Origin of the sequence: Shinella sumterensis (genome assembly GCF_004514425.2) — a bacterium.
Lineage (GTDB): Bacteria > Pseudomonadota > Alphaproteobacteria > Rhizobiales > Rhizobiaceae > Shinella > Shinella sumterensis.
The window spans coordinates 171,378-186,208 of the sequence record NZ_MYFN02000008.1 but is presented as its reverse complement, the minus strand read 5'-3'; the positions used below and the strand labels follow the sequence as shown (position 1 = coordinate 186,208).

Sequence of the window (14,831 nt, the reverse complement as noted above, 5' to 3'; positions counted from 1 at the left end):
AAAACGGGCCGATCAGGCCTTGGGTGCGGTGTTGTCTTCCACCGGCGCGTCGGGGCCATTCTTCTTGATCGAATCGATGGCGTTCTGTGCGCTGGCCTTGCTGGAATAGCCTTCCGTGGAGAACATCACTTCGCTGTTGTACTTGAAGCGAACACGAAACTCGCCGGCCTTGTCCTTGTAGATTTCAAACTTGTGTGCCATGGGCTTCCCTCTACGCTGTTGTGAATCAGGCAACCACAACGTGCCAGCCGGCGCCTGCGCTGACAAGAGGCACGTCCGCGCCGGTCCACCTGTTTATTAGGAATCGAGCAAGAGCGCCGCGAGCAGCGTTCAAGGCCGGATGCTGGGAAGATCGGCGATGATCAATGGCGCAGGCGAACTGCGTCTGCCAGGGCGGAACGCAGTTTGCCAGTGCGGGCGATGCCAGCAGCACCGCGCCGGCCACAACTCAGGCGCGCCGCATCAGGCGGCCTTTTTCTTTCGAAGCGAGAAGAGGGTCAGCGCGGCCGCACCCAGCCCGTAAAGCGCCCATTCGACGGGCAGAAGGTCCGCGGTCTCGCTGCGGATCGGCCGGTAGGCCACGGTGCCGGGCCGCGTCTCGAGCCCCGTCTTGCCCTCAGCCTGGGCCTGCGCGATCTGCTGGGGAGAAACCTCCCATTCCGCACCGCGCCACGTGTCATACGCCATCTTGCCCGCTCCCACGGCAACACCCACGACGGCGGCAATGACAAGGTTCCTGACTGTCGACATGCTTGATTTCCCTCATGATTTCCGCAGGGAAAATAACCACGCCCCGCTGCGCAGGCAAGGCCGATATGGCGTGATTTGCCGATCCGGCAGAGGAGAAGGCGCACCGACCGTTCCGCCGAGCACGGCAGGTCCGAAGCCAAGGTTCTCTGATATGATTTTCGGGAGGAAGATTGGCTGGGGAACCTGGATTCGAACCAAGATTAACGGAGTCAGAGTCCGTCGTTCTACCGTTGAACTATTCCCCAGCATGGCGGGTCGGCTTGGCCGGCGCCTGTGAGGCGGGCTTATAAACAAAAGATGGCGAGATGCAAATGGTTTTTTCCGGAAAATCGTGATGGCGTCGCCGGCGGCATGGGTATGGGGGACGCGGCCCCGTTGCGTGACCGGGCGGGCTGTCGTCGTGGCGTCACAAAAAGAATTTGGCGAACGGGGCGCGCGCTGGTAATGTCGCCCCAACGAAGATCGAGAGAGCGCCTGCTTGCAGCTTCAAGGCTTTGCGCGGCGCCATAGGCAGTAACGTGAACGACCCCGACAGCGGCGAAAAGCCGTCCGTTTCCGGGGCGCGAGTTGCGGGTGATGCGGGGCGACCAAAACGGTCGCGCCGTCGCAAGGGAAAGCAGAAGGGCGCCACAGCTCCCTCTGTCGTCTCTTTGTCCGCAGGCCAGGTGGACGGTTCGACCGGAACCGCCGAGCGCCCCCAGTCCGCCCCCGGTGGCAGCAGCAATGCGCGCCGCAACAAGCGCCGCAGGCACGGCAAGGTCGCCGGTGGCGAGAATGTGCGTCCGCTTGTCCCGGTGGGGCAGAGCGAATCGCCGCATCCCGACGAGCGCCATGCCGAAGGCCGGCGAAACCGCCGCAAGCATCGCGGAAAGAAGGCCTCCGCGCGTGTATCGCTGCCGGTGCCCGGCAGCGCCGTCGTGCAGCCGGCCGCGCAGGCCTTCATCGAGCAGCGTCCTTCCGTCCCGCACGAACCGCGGCGCGACGCCGGTTCGGCGCCGCGTGGCGGCGAGCGTGACGGCTTCGAAATGCCGCTTTATGCGGCGCTCGACCTCGGCACCAACAATTGCCGGCTTCTCATCGCCCAGCCCACGCGGCCGGGACAGTTCCGCGTCGTCGATGCCTTCTCGCGCATCGTGCGGCTCGGAGAGGGGCTGGGCGCGAGCGGGCGGCTTTCCGAGGAGGCGATGGATCGCTCCGTCGAGGCGCTCAAGGTCTGCGCCACCAAGCTGAAGAGCCGCAATATCCGCCGCGCGCGCCTCATCGCCACCGAGGCCTGCCGTTCGGCCGAAAACGGCGAGGTCTTCCTCGTGCGGGTGAAGGAAGAGACCGGCCTCGATCTCGAAATCATCAACCGCGAGACAGAGGCACGGCTTGCGGTCTCGGGCTGCTCGTCGCTTGTCGGGCGCGAGGCGAAGTCCGTCGTGCTGTTCGATATCGGTGGCGGTTCGTCGGAAATCGCCGTCATCCGCATCGGCGAAAACCGGTCCAGCCGGCTTGCAAATCACATCACGCACTGGACCTCGCTGCCCGTCGGCGTCGTCACGCTCTCCGAGCGTCATGGCGGGCGCGATGTGACGCCGGAAAGCTTCCAGGGCATGGTCTCGGAGGTCGAGGGCATGCTGGCGAAATTCGATTGCCCCGGCGATATCGTGCATGCGCCGGAGGATTTCCATCTCATCGGCACCTCGGGCACGGTGACGACGCTGGCCGGCGTGCATCTCGATCTGCCGCGTTACGACCGCCGCCGTGTCGATGGCGTGTGGCTTTCGGACGATGAGGTCACGGCCATGCAGGCGCGGCTGCTCTCGTGGGATTTCAACGCGCGCGCCGCCAATCCCTGCATCGGGCCCGACAGGGCCGATCTCGTTCTCGCGGGCTGCGCGATCCTCGAGGCGATCCGCAAGCGCTGGCCGTCGCGGCGCATGCGCGTGGCCGACCGCGGCTTGCGGGAAGGCCTGCTCACCGACATGATGGCCGACGACGGCGTGTGGCGCCGCGGCCGACACCGCCGCAATCATCGCGCCGGCCCGCGCAATCCGGCAAAGCCCGAAGGACAGGCATCATGACAAAGCCCCCTATCGGCCGAAAGATCGGCCAGAAGGTCAAGAAGGGCAAGCTGAAGGCCTCTTCGCGCCGCTGGCTGGAGCGCCATATCAACGATCCCTATGTGCAGCGCGCCAAGCTGGAGGGCTATCGCGCCCGCGCGGCCTTCAAGCTGCTGGAGATCGACGAGAAGCACAACATTCTGGGGGGCGCGCGTCGCATCATCGACCTTGGCGCCGCGCCGGGCAGCTGGTCGCAGATCGCCGCCAAGGTGACGAATTCCACCGATGCCGATCCGCGCGTCGCGGCAATCGACTTCCTGGAGATGGATCCGCTGCCGGGCGTGCGCATCCTGCAGATGGACTTTCTCGATCCCGATGCCCCGCGGCAGCTTATCGAGGCGGTCGGCGGCACGCCGAACCTCGTCATTTCAGACATGGCGGCGCCCACGACCGGCCACCGCCAGACGGACCATCTGCGCACCATGCATCTGTGCGAGGTCGCGGCCTATTTCGCCGTCGAGGTGCTGGCAGAGGGCGGCCACTTCCTGGCCAAGACGTTCCAGGGCGGCACGGAGCGCGACCTGCTCAACATGCTCAAGCAGAATTTCCGGCAGGTCATCCATGTGAAGCCGGGCGCCTCGCGCGCCGAATCGGTGGAGATGTTCCTGCTTGCGAAGGGCTTCAAGGGCCGCAAGGCGCCTGAAACGAGCGACGCGGCCGAAGCGGACGCCTGATGCTTCTCTACACCACCGTCGGCACGAATGATCTCGAACGGGCCGGTCGCTTCTACGACGCCATCCTGCCGCTCATCGGCTATGGCAGGCAGAAGGAGGCGCAAGGCGAGATCGGCTATGGGGCGGATGGCGACGTGCGCTGCCGCTTCTGGGTGGTGGAGCCGTTCAACCGCGAGCCGGCGACCTATGGCAACGGCGCCACCATTGCCTTCGAGGCGCCGGACCGGGCTTCGGTGGATGCCTTCCACGCGGCCGCGCTCGCGGCAGGCGGCACGGATGAGGGCGCACCGGGACTTCGGCCGTTCCACGCCAGCTTCTATGCGGCCTTCGTGCGCGATCCCGATGGCAACAAGCTCGTCGCCGTGTGCGAAAAACCTGTCTGAGCGCGTTACTTCACGCCCACCGTTTCCTCCTCCACCGCTTTCAGCTTGTGACCGGAGACGGATTCCCCGGCATTCTTAGCCATGGAAATGAACGGTAGCACCGCCAGCAGCGTCAGCCCGGCAATGATCATGAAGGCAATCTGGAAATCAGCGAGTTCGAGCGGCGAGCCGGTGAGGGTCGTCTCGATTTCCAGAATGGCGCCGGCGACCGCAACGCCCATGGCAAGGCTGATCTGCTGGATGACCGCGCTCATCGACGTGGCCTTGCTCGCATCCGCATCCGCGATGTCGGCGAAGGAGAGCGCATTGACGCTGGTGAAGAACAGCGAGCGGGCGAGCCCGGCGATGAGCAGAACGCCGGCCATGAACCAGAACGGGGTGGCCGGCGTGAACAGCCCGTTGGCGAAGGTCAGCGCCGCGCCGCAGATGCTGGCGACGATGAGCGTCGTGCGGAAGCCGGCATAGACCAGCACGCGCTTTGCCATGAACTTGGTGGTGATCGCGCCGATCGCGCCGGTGAAGGTGACGAGGCCGGATTCGAAGGGTGTCAGCCCGAAGCCCACCTGCAGCATCAGCGGCATGAGGAAGGGCACCGCGCCGACGGAGATGCGAAACAGCGTGCCACCGATGGCGGCGGCGCGAAACGCGCTGTCGCGGAAGAGCCTGAGGTCGAGCAACGGTGCTGGATGATGGCGCGCATGGAGCACATAGAGCACGCCGCAGACGATGCCGGCGATGGTGGCGGCGATGCCGATGATGGGTGGCAGGGCGGGCAGGCTCACCACGGAAAGGCCGAAGATCGTGCCGGAGGCCGCGATCGCGCTGAGCAGGAAGCCGATCCAGTCGAGCGGTGGTGGCGGTGTCGCCTCGACCTCGGGCAGGTAGATGCCCGACAGCACATAGCCGATGATGCCGACCGGCAGGTTGATCAGGAAGATCCAGTGCCAGGTGAAATAGGTGGTGATGAAGCCGCCGAGCGGCGGGCCGGCGAGCGGCCCCACCAGTGCGGGGATGGTCAGCAGCGCCATGGCCGAGACCAGTTCGGAGCGTGAGGTGCTGCGCACCAGGACGAGGCGCGCCACCGGCGTCATCATCGCCCCGCCCATGCCCTGCAGGAAGCGCGCGACGACGAAGGACAGCAGGCTGCCGGAGATCGCGCAGAAGATGGAGCCTGCGACGAACACCAGGATGGCGAGGCGGAAGACTCGCTTGGCCCCGAACCGGTCCGCCATCCACCCGCTCAGGGGAATGAAGGTGGCGAGCGACACCATGTAGGCGGTGAGCGCGAGCTTGAGCGTGATCGGCCCCACGCCGAGATCGGCGGCGATGGCCGGCAGCGAGGTGGAGATGACGGTGGAATCCATCTGCTCCATGAAGAGCGCGACGGCAAGGATAAGCGGAACGATACGGTTCATCGGTATGTCGCGTGCGAGGTCCCGGGCGGACCCGGCGGGCAGGGCGGCGGCTGTGCATCTGGAGTGCCAAGCCGAAACATCCGGCAATATCTGCGCCTCGCACTGCGTTCTGTCAAATCGCAGGCGGCCGCGCGCAGGCATCACAAGCGCGTGATAGGGCGGGACCGGAATGTGAGAGCGCCCTAGCTTTCGCCGTGGCATTCTTGCCCAGGCCCTTCATGCATGAAAGAGGAACAACCATGGGAAATCCTTCGACCATCTCGCGCCGGACGCTGTTTCTGGCCGCAGGTGTGGGTACGCTGGCCGCACCCGTGCTGCTCGGCCGGGCAGCCGCAACCGCACAGACCAAGACCGCAGAAGAGGCGACCGACATGCGTGTGAGCCCGCTCCAGGCGCGAAGCCTCAAGCTCGGCAGCTTCCGTATCCTCACGGTGCGCGACGGCATACGCCCGTCCGGCGCTCCGAACGAGACCTTCGGCACCGATCAGTCTGCCGATGCGGTCGGCACGCTGCTCACCGAAAACTTCCTGCCCGCCGACAGCTTCGCCAACAGCTTCACCCCCACATTGGTCGACACCGGCTCCGAGGTGGTGCTGTTCGACACCGGCATGGGCGAGGGCGGGCGCGAAGCCGGCATGGGCCGCCTTCTCGAAGGCCTGAAATATGCGGGCTACACGCCCGATCAGGTGTCGGTGGTCGTCATCACCCATATGCACGGCGACCATATCGGCGGGCTCCTTGAGGGCGGCAAGCCGGCGTTCCCCAATGCGCGCTACGTCACGGGCCGAACCGAATACGATTTCTGGGTCAATCCGGAGCGGATGGGCACGCCGGCCGAACAGGGCCATCAGGGCGTTCTCGCGAAGGTGCAGCCTTTGGCCGAGAAATTGACTTTCATCGAGAACGAGGGCGAGGTCGTGCCCGGGATCACCGGCCTCGACGCCTTCGGCCATTCGCCGGGCCACATGATCTTCCGTGTGGAATCGGAGGGCAAGGCGCTGATGCTCACCGCCGACACGGCCAACCATTATGTGCTTTCGTTGCAGCGGCCGACCTGGGAAGTCCGCTTCGACATGGACAAGGCGGCGGCCGCCGCGACCCGCAAGAAGGTCTTCGACATGATCGCGACCGACCGGCTGCCCTTCATCGGCTATCACATGCCGTTTCCGGCCGTCGGTTTCGTCGAGACGGCGGGCGAGGGCTATCGCTTCGTGCCGGCGAGCTACCAGTTCGACATCTGAGCGACACCTTCGCGATACGCACGATGCCCGGAAGCGATTCCGGGCATTTTGCTATTTGCAATCCGTCATGAACGTGTTACCAGCCCTCGCCAACTTCCAAGAATTTCTTGCAAGCGACCGAGGTGGACAACTCCCAATGTTCCCCTTGGTGCGTAAGCTTTACCCTGAAGGAACTTGGCCCATGGCGCGCATCATTGAAACGGCAACCGGTCTCGAAGCCCTGACCTTCGACGACGTCCTTCTGCAACCCGGTCACTCCGAGGTCATGCCGGGCCAGACGAACATCGCCACCCGCATCGCCCACGATTTCGAACTCAACCTGCCCATCCTTTCCTCCGCGATGGACACGGTCACGGAAAGCCGTCTCGCCATTGCCATGGCGCAGGCCGGCGGTCTCGGCGTCATCCACCGCAACCTGACGCCTGCCGAGCAGGCCGAGGAGGTCCGCCAGGTCAAGAAGTTCGAAAGCGGCATGGTCGTCAATCCGGTCACGATCGGCCCCGACGCCACGCTGGCCGAGGCGCTGTCGCTGATGAAGGCGCACGGCATTTCCGGCATCCCGGTCGTCGAGAACGGCGGCAACGGCAAGGCCGGCCGCCTCGTCGGCATCCTGACGAACCGCGACGTGCGCTTCGCTTCCGATCCGGCCCAGAAGATCTACGAACTGATGACCCGTGAGAACCTGATCACGGTCAAGGAAACGGTGGACCAGCAGGAAGCCAAGCGCCTCCTGCACCGCCACCGCATCGAGAAGCTGCTGGTGGTCGATGGCGACGGCCGCTGCGTCGGCCTCATCACCGTCAAGGACATGGAGAAGTCGCAGCTCAACCCGAATGCCTCCAAAGACTCGCAGGGCCGCCTGCGCGCCGCCGCCGCCATCTCGGTCGGCGACGACGGCTTCGAACGCGCCGAGCGCCTGATCGATGCCGGCATCGACCTCATCGTCGTCGATACCGCGCATGGTCATTCGCAGCGCGTGCTCGATGCCGTCGGCCGCGTGAAGAAGCTCTCGAACTCCGTGCGCATCATGGCCGGCAACGTCGCGACCGCCGATGGCACCAAGGCGCTGATCGATGTCGGTGCGGATGCCGTCAAGGTCGGTATCGGCCCGGGCTCGATCTGCACCACGCGCATCGTCGCCGGCGTCGGCGTGCCGCAGCTCGCGGCCATCATGTCGTCGGTCGAGGCCGCGCAGGCCCAGGGCATCCCCGTCATCGCCGATGGCGGCATCAAGTTCTCCGGCGACCTTGCCAAGGCCATCGCCGCCGGCGCCTCGGCCGTCATGGTCGGCTCGCTGCTGGCCGGCACGGATGAAAGCCCGGGCGAAGTGTTCCTGTACCAGGGCCGCTCCTTCAAGGCCTATCGTGGCATGGGCTCGGTCGGCGCCATGGCGCGCGGCTCCGCGGACCGTTACTTCCAGGCGGAAGTGCGCGATACGCTGAAGCTCGTGCCCGAGGGCATCGAGGGCCAGGTGCCCTACAAGGGTCCGGTCTCCGGCGTTCTGCATCAGCTCGCCGGCGGCCTGAAGGCTTCCATGGGCTATGTCGGCGGCAAGGACCTGAAGGAATATCAGGAGCGCGCCACCTTCGTGCGCATCTCCGGCGCTGGCCTGCGCGAAAGCCACGCGCATGACGTGACGATCACCCGCGAAAGCCCGAATTACCCGGGCGCGGTCTGATCCGCACGTTCAGACGCCAGAATGAGAATGCCCGGCTTCGCCGGGCATTTTCGTATTTGGCGCCGTTCTCCCTTTCCGTTCCTGAATGTATGCGCATAGGATGAAATAGCGGCAATCTCGCTGCTCCTCGGGGGACATCATGAAAACGATTCTGGCTGGCGTGCTTCTCGGCCTTGCGCTGGGCGCGCCCGTTCACGCGCAAACCGTCAATGCCGGCACCTATAATGTCGAGGGCACGAACCTCGATGGCTCGGCCTATAGCGGCACGGCGACGATCACGCTGACGAGCGAGACGACCTGCGCCATCGAATGGAACACCGGTGCCGTCACGTCGAACGGCATCTGCATGCTCTACGACAATGCATTTGCCGCCGCCTATGTGCTGGAAGACGCGGTCGGGCTCATCGTCTACGAGGTGAAGGCCGACGGCTCGCTCGAAGGCGCCTGGACGATCAGCGGCAAGGACGGTTCCGGTTCGGAGACCCTGACGCCCCAGTAGGATCATGCTTTCGGCTTGTCGGATCGGCCGCTGCGGGTTGAGGCCCTGGCCATAACCGCCTATGAACGCGGGACGATACGACAAGCCAAAGGATTTTCATGTCTCCCACGGAAGCCACCATCTGGCCGATGATCGCGCATGTCGCGCTCGTCTTCGCGCTCTATGTCCTGCTCTCCTCGCGCCGCATCGGCGCCGTGCGCAATGGTACCGCCCGTGCGGAGCAGTTCCGCGAAAACCGGGAGGAGCCGGCCGAAAGCCTCACCGTCAAGAACGCCATCGCCAACCAGTTCGAACTGCCGGTTCTCTTCTACGCCGTCAGCATCCTTCTCTATCTGGTCGATGCCGACAATCCGGTGACGGTGGCGGGCGGCTGGCTGTTCGTGGCCCTGCGCTATGCCCATGCCTGGGTGCATGTCACGAGCAACCGCCTGCGCTACCGTCGGCCGCTGTTCATTGCCGGCCTTTTCGTCCTGATGGCCCTGTGGGCGTGGCTCGGTATCTGGCTCGCCTTTACCTGATACAGGCGGCGCCGGTCCCGGCGCCGTCTTCAGGCGCTGACGTCCAGCCGCATCGCGCACCGCGTGTCGCGCGAAAGCCCGTCGGCATCCTCGCGGTCCATGAGTTCGAGCAGGCGCGGCGAGAGTTCGCCGTCCTCCAGAATGCGGAAGCCGAGCCGCTCGTAAAACGGGCAGTTCCACGGAATGGTGCGGAAGGTCGTGAGCGTCACCGCCTCGAGACCACGCGCCGCGGCATGTTCGATGGCGTGTTCGATCAGCCTGCGGCCAAGGCCGAAGCCCTGATGAAGGTGGCCCACCGAGACCTCGCAGATATGAAGGTCGCTGCCGACGATTTCCGCGCTCAGGAAACCGAGCGGCCGGTCGCCGTCGTCCGCCGCCACCCAGTTGGTGCCGGCGGCGGTCAGCCTGCGATGCGTTTCGGCACTCTGCACATCCCCGACCGAAAGCCATGAGAAGGCTTCGATCAGCCGGAAGGCCTGCGCGGCCGATCGTTCGATCTGGCAGAGCGTTTCCGCCTCGTCGTCGCGGGCGAGCCGGGTGGTGACACCGGTCGGCCCGTTCTTGACGAGAGGGGCGCCGTCAAGCGGAAGCTGCGTTACCATCCGGGCAGGATCTGTCCCGGCCGATGCCGCGGAAGGCGCGGAAACACTTTGACTTCGGCATCCGTGAGGTCTTCGGTGGCGGCCAGAGGCGTGATGTTGTCGAGGCACGCTGTGATATGGCTGGTAATGGCGTTGGAAAGCGACGGCGACAGGCCCGGCCGGCGCATGATGCCGATCTGCACCGGCGCCAGAGACGGAAAGCCGTCCGCCTGCGTCAGCACCTTCATGCCCGGGCGCAGCGCCGATTCCGGCAAGACCGACACGGCCATGCCGGCCATGACGGCGGCGGCGACGACGGTCGACGACCAGCTGGTGAACAGGACCTGGTAGTCACGGCCCACCGAATCGAGTGCCCCGCAGGCGATCTGCCGCCACTGACAGTCGCGCCGCCCCACGGCAAGCGGCACGGGCGCGTTTTCCGGCAGCGGATGGTTCGCCGACATCACCCAGCAGAGCGGCTCGGTGCGCACGACGTCGGAATGGCGCTGGCGCGGATTGTGGGTGACGAGCGCAATGTCGAGCTCGCCCTTCGCCATCTTCTCGGCCAGGTCCACCGAGGGCTCGCAGACGATGTAAAGCTCGACATTCGGATGCGTCTTGGCGAACCGCATGATGATCTCGGGCATGTAGCGGTCGGCATAGTCGTCGGGCGTGCCGATGCGCAGCATGCCTTCCAGCCGGTTGTCATCGAAGGCGGCGATGGCCTCGTTGTTGAGGCGCAGCATCCGCCGGGCATAGTTGAGCAGGCGTTCGCCCTCCGCCGTCAGCCGGTTGCCGCGGCCATCCTTCATGAAGAGCTGCTTGCCGATGCGCTCCTCCAGGCGGCGCATCTGCATGGAGACGGCCGACTGGGTCTTGAACACCCGCTCGGCGGCGCGTGTGAAGCTCCCGGTATCTGCGATCGAGACGAAGGTCTGCAGCTGGTCAATGTCGAGCGGAGCGGACATGGATAAACTCATCAGATTGTTTGATTGATACTATTAGAAACATTCGTTGGACTGATCAATGGGATTCTGCGAAAAAGCAATTGTTGAACGATTGCTCCGTCCGCCGGGCCTTCGTTCGGCAGATATGCCGCTCGCTTCGACCTCCCGCGGGCGTTCCTTATGAGACCGAGACCCCGAACCGCCGTCCGATCCCCTGCGGATGGCGAACGATCATTGGCGTCCTGCGAAACCCCATCGAAGACGATGGACCGCTGCGCCGGAAAGGAGAAGTGCCATGCGCATGATCGACCGTAATTTTGAAATTGAGACGACTGCGGCACGCCGCCCGGTCCCGACCTTCCTAGCGCGTGTCCGCACGGCCGTCTTCGGATTTTTCCGCGCCTGGCGCAATCACCGCATGGTCAACCGGCTCAACGAGCTCGACGACCACCAGCTTCTGGACATGGGGCTGCGCCGCAGTGATGTGCACGCCGTGCGGGCTGCTTCGTTCTTCTCCGATGCCGGCCTGCACCTGACGCTTGCCTCGCGCGAACGCGCCCGCCGTCACCTGCGCGCCGGCCGCCTGGACTGATTTCTCCCGGCCACGCCCTCTTTCGCGAGGGCGCCGCCAGACTTCCCCGCAGGGTGAGAGCCAATAACCCTGCTGCTTGCCCGGCGTGCGACTCCCAAGGTCCGCGCCGGGCTTTTTCATGTCCTCGGCCGGCGATCGGCTTTACCTAAAGTAAACCACACTTGGATACCGTCTGCGCAGCAGTCGTGGAGCGCTCCACGGGCATGATGCCGCCTGCCCTCCGGATGAACCGGGTCACCGCCTCGTTTTCTATTGGACGGATCGTCATGCGGATTTCCCGGAAACTGCCCCTTGCCGCGGCCGTGCTCACGCTGCTTTCCATCGGTGCCGCAAGTGCGGTCTCTCTGATCGTCAGCGCCGAAACGGTGACGGACCAGGTCATGCAGAAGCTGGAGGCGACGGCGGACGGCCGGCGCAACGAAGCCCGCGCCTATCTGGAGGGCATGAAGCTCGACCTCATCAGCATGGCGAGCGCCATGCCGACCACGCAGGCCTTCTACGGGTTCGCCGGTGCTTGGGGGGCGCTGGGCGCGGAGCCCTCGAAGGAGCTGCACAAGCGCTACATCGCCGACAATCCGAACCCGCCGTCCGAGCGCTACCTGCTCGATACCGCCAAGAAGGACAATTTCGACCGGTCGCACAAGCAGTATCACGCGACCTTCCGCAAGCATCTCGAATCGCTCGGCTATGCGGATATCTACATGATCGACCCCAAGGGCAACGTGCTCTACTCGGTGGCCAAGGCCGAGGATTTCGGCACGAACCTCGCTGACGGCCCCTACAAGGACAGCGGTCTGGCGCTGGCCTTCACCCAGGCCATGGCGCTCAAGGAACCGGGGTCGTCCGTCTTTTCCGACTTCGCCGAATATGCGGCCCTCGGCGGCGCGCCGGCAGCGTTTCTGGCGGCGCCCATCACCATGAACGGCCGCACGCTCGGCATCATGGCGATCCGCGTGCCGAACGCCAAGCTCGACACGATCTTCGCCAACAGCAAGGGCCTCGGCGAAACCGGGGAAACGGTGCTCGTGCGCGCCGACGGCATGGTCCTCACGGATGCCCCCCGCACGCCCGACTACGATGCGCTGAAGGTTCGCCTCGACATCACGAACCTGCCCGTCGGCAGCGAAACCCACGGCACGATCACCGATGCGACGGGGACGGAACTGTTTGCCGCCGCGGCACCGCTATCCTTCGGCAGTGCCGAATGGTCCGTCGTGGCGAAGATCAGCCGGGCGGAGGCGACCGCCGGCCTGATGCGCGGCACGCTCATCGTGCTCGGCGTCACCGCCGCCATCATCGCGCTTGCCATCCTCGCGGCCACGATCTTCTCGCGCGCCCTGACGCGCCCCATCCACCAGCTCGTCAAGGCGATGACGGCGCTTGCGGCCGGCAACACGCAGATCGACCTGCCGAAGGAAGGCCGCGCCGACGAGATCGGCGACATGGTGCGCTCCGTCGCCGTCTTCCGCACCGCCGCGCTGGAAAAGGACGCGCTCGAACGGTCGACCGCCGAAGCGCGCGCCGCGTCCGCCCGCGAACAGGCGGCGCAGGAGGCGGCCAAGGCCGCCCAGCAGCGCGAGGTTCAGGAAGCCGTCGCCACACTCGGTGCGGCGCTGGAGCGCCTGTCGGTCGGGGACCTCTCGACCGTCATCGACCGTACGTTCGCGGACGGGCTGGATGAGTTGCGCGCCGATTTCAACACCTCGGTCCGCCGCCTTGCGGAAACCATTGCCGCCGTCTCCTCCAGCGCGCGCTCGATCGACGGCAAGGTCGTGCATGTCGATGCCGCCGCCCGCGACATCGCCGAGCGCACGGAAAGCCAGGTGGCAGCACTGGAGCGTACCTCCGGCGCCGTGGGCCAGATGATGGAGGCCATTCGCAACTCCACCGAGCGCGCCGACGAAGCATCGCGCATGGCGACGGACGCCAAGCGCAGCACGGACCTGTCGAGCGGCGTCGTCACCGATGCGGTGGCCGCCATGGAGCGGATCGAGGGCGCCTCGCGCGAGATCTCCAGCATCATCAACGTCATCGACGAGATCGCCTTCCAGACGAACCTGCTGGCGCTCAATGCCGGCGTGGAAGCGGCGCGCGCGGGCGAGGCCGGCAAGGGCTTCGCCGTCGTGGCGCAGGAGGTGCGCGAACTCGCCCAGCGCTCGGCCAATGCCGCCAAGGACATCAAGGCGCTCATCACCAAATCCGGCACGGAAGTCGCGAAGGGCGTCGATCTCGTGCAGCAGGCCGGGTCGGCCCTTTCGGGCATCGCCGAGCAGGTCACCCGCATCAGCGACCACATCCATTCGATCGCCGCCGCCGCCAACCAGCAATCGTCCAGCCTCGGCGATATCAGCCGGTCGATGAACGAGATGGAGCAGGTCACGGCGCAGAACCGTCAGGCGGTTTCCGAGACCGCGGCGGGCATGTCCGGCCTCGCCGGCGATACGCGCGCGCTCGCCGCCATCGTCGAACGCTTCAACCTGCCCGCCGATGCGGCGCGGACGCGGGCTGCGGCGTAAGGTTCGCGGTGAAGGTCGGGGCGGGGCCGAGAGCTGCCGCCCCTTACTTCAGGGCAGCCTCAAGCCCGTCAGGCCTTGCTGCTCTCGCTGTCCATGCCGTTGCGCATCGTCTCGAAGATCGCCTCGACGTTGCGCTGGTAGTCCTTCTGCATTTCCAGCCCGGTATCGAACATCGTGCCGACGAGCGACTTGAGCGCATCGGCCGGGGCGGCGTTCGGTTCCTGCGGTTTCTCGCTTGCCGCGGGCTGGCCCGCCATTCCGGCCATCATGTCCTGGAAAGCTTTCGCAAAGGGATTGTCGGTGAAGGGATTGGCGGCAGGCGCTTCCTTCTTCGTGCCGAAGAACTCCTGCGCGGCCTGCGTGAACGGATTGTCGAAGGGGTTCGCCGGCTCGGGTTTCTTCGCGAGGCCTGAGGCTTCGGCCCATTGCTGCATCATCTCGGCGAAGGGGTTGGCGGATGCGCCGCCGGCCGGCGCGCCGGGAAAGAACGGGGCGAAGGACTGCTTGAAGAGGCCGCCCATCAGCGTGCTGGCCATGACCGGCAGCATCTGCTTGTAGATTTCCTGCCCGATGCCGGTCATCTGCGCGGCCTGCGCGGCGATGGCGCGCGACACGTCCTTGTTGCCGAAGAGGTGGCCGAGGATCCCGTTGCCCTCGGCAAGGCCCTGCGGCGTGAAGGCCTTGGAGACGTCCTCGAAATACTTGGCGTGCTCGCCCGTGGTCAGCGCCTTCATGAAGGCGGCCATGTCATAGGGGTTGGCGGCGTTGCGCTTGAAGCCCTCGGAAAAGGCCGGCATCAGCGCGGCGACGGCCTTGGCCGCCTGCTCCTGCGCAAGCCCGAACTGCCGCGCCATGATCTCCACCGCGTTGCCGTTCTGGGCCTGCATGATCATGTCGTAGAGCGATTGCATCGGCGAGACCCTTCCCCTGGC

General features: G+C 65.6%; 15 protein-coding genes and 1 tRNA gene. 9 read left to right on the top strand and 7 right to left on the bottom strand.

All coding sequences use genetic code 11. The features are described from left to right. Positions 1-12: 12 nt before the first annotated feature. The 3 genes from B5M41_RS16555 to B5M41_RS16545 form a co-directional block, all read right to left on the bottom strand. Positions 13-201, bottom strand: coding sequence for a YegP family protein (locus tag B5M41_RS16555; protein WP_134649001.1), 189 nt, complete (start codon positions 199-201; stop codon positions 13-15). Between the two features lie 261 nt (positions 202-462). Then, a complete protein-coding gene (locus B5M41_RS16550; protein ID WP_134649000.1) occupies positions 463-750 on the bottom strand; it encodes a hypothetical protein in 288 nt (95 codons plus the stop codon). A gap of 171 nt (positions 751-921) precedes the next feature. Further along, positions 922-995 (bottom strand) — tRNA-Gln (locus B5M41_RS16545). 273 nt (positions 996-1,268) lie between these two features. Here B5M41_RS16545 and B5M41_RS16540 point away from each other — a divergent pair. Genes B5M41_RS16540 through B5M41_RS16530 form a run of 3 tightly spaced genes read left to right on the top strand, consistent with a single transcriptional unit; the run spans position 1,269 to position 3,912 of the window. Then, on the top strand, positions 1,269-2,816 hold the full coding sequence (locus B5M41_RS16540) for a Ppx/GppA phosphatase family protein (RefSeq protein ID WP_134648999.1): 1,548 nt from the start codon (positions 1,269-1,271) through the stop codon (positions 2,814-2,816). Then, entirely contained in the window at positions 2,813-3,529 is a 717-nt protein-coding gene (locus B5M41_RS16535; RefSeq protein WP_134648998.1) for an RlmE family RNA methyltransferase, read from the top strand. The genes B5M41_RS16540 and B5M41_RS16535 overlap by 4 nt, the downstream gene beginning before the upstream one ends. Then, positions 3,529-3,912, top strand: coding sequence for a VOC family protein (locus B5M41_RS16530; RefSeq protein ID WP_134648997.1), 384 nt, complete (start codon positions 3,529-3,531; stop codon positions 3,910-3,912). Before B5M41_RS16535 ends, B5M41_RS16530 begins: the two co-directional genes overlap by 1 nt. A 5-nt stretch (positions 3,913-3,917) precedes the next feature. Here the strand turns inward: B5M41_RS16530 and B5M41_RS16525 are convergent, their stop codons facing one another. Continuing rightward, a complete protein-coding gene (locus B5M41_RS16525; RefSeq protein WP_134648996.1) occupies positions 3,918-5,327 on the bottom strand; it encodes a DHA2 family efflux MFS transporter permease subunit in 1,410 nt (469 codons plus the stop codon). A gap of 239 nt (positions 5,328-5,566) precedes the next feature. On the opposite strand from B5M41_RS16525, the gene B5M41_RS16520 reads away from it, so the two are divergent. From B5M41_RS16520 to B5M41_RS16505, 4 genes are all read left to right on the top strand, one after another. After that, on the top strand, positions 5,567-6,568 hold the full coding sequence (locus B5M41_RS16520) for an MBL fold metallo-hydrolase (protein ID WP_134648995.1): 1,002 nt from the start codon (positions 5,567-5,569) through the stop codon (positions 6,566-6,568). A 181-nt stretch (positions 6,569-6,749) separates the two neighbouring features. After that, on the top strand, positions 6,750-8,246 hold the full coding sequence (gene guaB, locus B5M41_RS16515; RefSeq protein ID WP_134648994.1) for an IMP dehydrogenase: 1,497 nt from the start codon (positions 6,750-6,752) through the stop codon (positions 8,244-8,246). A gap of 139 nt (positions 8,247-8,385) precedes the next feature. Then, the gene (locus B5M41_RS16510) at positions 8,386-8,745 is read left to right on the top strand and encodes a hypothetical protein (RefSeq protein ID WP_134648993.1); all 360 of its coding nucleotides are present in this window, start codon (positions 8,386-8,388) and stop codon (positions 8,743-8,745) included. Between the two features lie 98 nt (positions 8,746-8,843). Then, positions 8,844-9,263 carry an MAPEG family protein gene (locus B5M41_RS16505; RefSeq protein WP_134648992.1) on the top strand — a complete coding sequence of 140 codons (420 nt, stop codon included), beginning with the start codon at positions 8,844-8,846 and terminating at the stop codon, positions 9,261-9,263. 29 nt (positions 9,264-9,292) lie between these two features. On the opposite strand, the gene B5M41_RS16500 is transcribed toward B5M41_RS16505, so the two are convergent. Then, entirely contained in the window at positions 9,293-9,865 is a 573-nt protein-coding gene (locus B5M41_RS16500) for a GNAT family N-acetyltransferase (protein WP_134648991.1), read from the bottom strand. Then, entirely contained in the window at positions 9,859-10,812 is a 954-nt protein-coding gene (locus tag B5M41_RS16495; protein WP_134648990.1) for a LysR substrate-binding domain-containing protein, read from the bottom strand. The genes B5M41_RS16500 and B5M41_RS16495 overlap by 7 nt, the downstream gene beginning before the upstream one ends. A 274-nt stretch (positions 10,813-11,086) precedes the next feature. Here B5M41_RS16495 and B5M41_RS16490 point away from each other — a divergent pair, with 274 nt between their 5' ends. Beyond that, positions 11,087-11,383: a DUF1127 domain-containing protein gene (locus tag B5M41_RS16490; RefSeq protein WP_160870672.1), complete on the top strand. Its 297-nt coding sequence runs from the start codon at positions 11,087-11,089 to the stop codon at positions 11,381-11,383. A 266-nt stretch (positions 11,384-11,649) separates the two neighbouring features. Next, the gene (locus B5M41_RS16485; RefSeq protein WP_167719023.1) at positions 11,650-13,899 is read left to right on the top strand and encodes a methyl-accepting chemotaxis protein; all 2,250 of its coding nucleotides are present in this window, start codon (positions 11,650-11,652) and stop codon (positions 13,897-13,899) included. 68 nt (positions 13,900-13,967) lie between these two features. Here B5M41_RS16485 and B5M41_RS16480 read toward each other — a convergent pair whose 3' ends face one another. Beyond that, positions 13,968-14,810, bottom strand: coding sequence for a DUF937 domain-containing protein (locus B5M41_RS16480; RefSeq protein ID WP_134648987.1), 843 nt, complete (start codon positions 14,808-14,810; stop codon positions 13,968-13,970). Positions 14,811-14,831 lie beyond the last annotated feature (21 nt).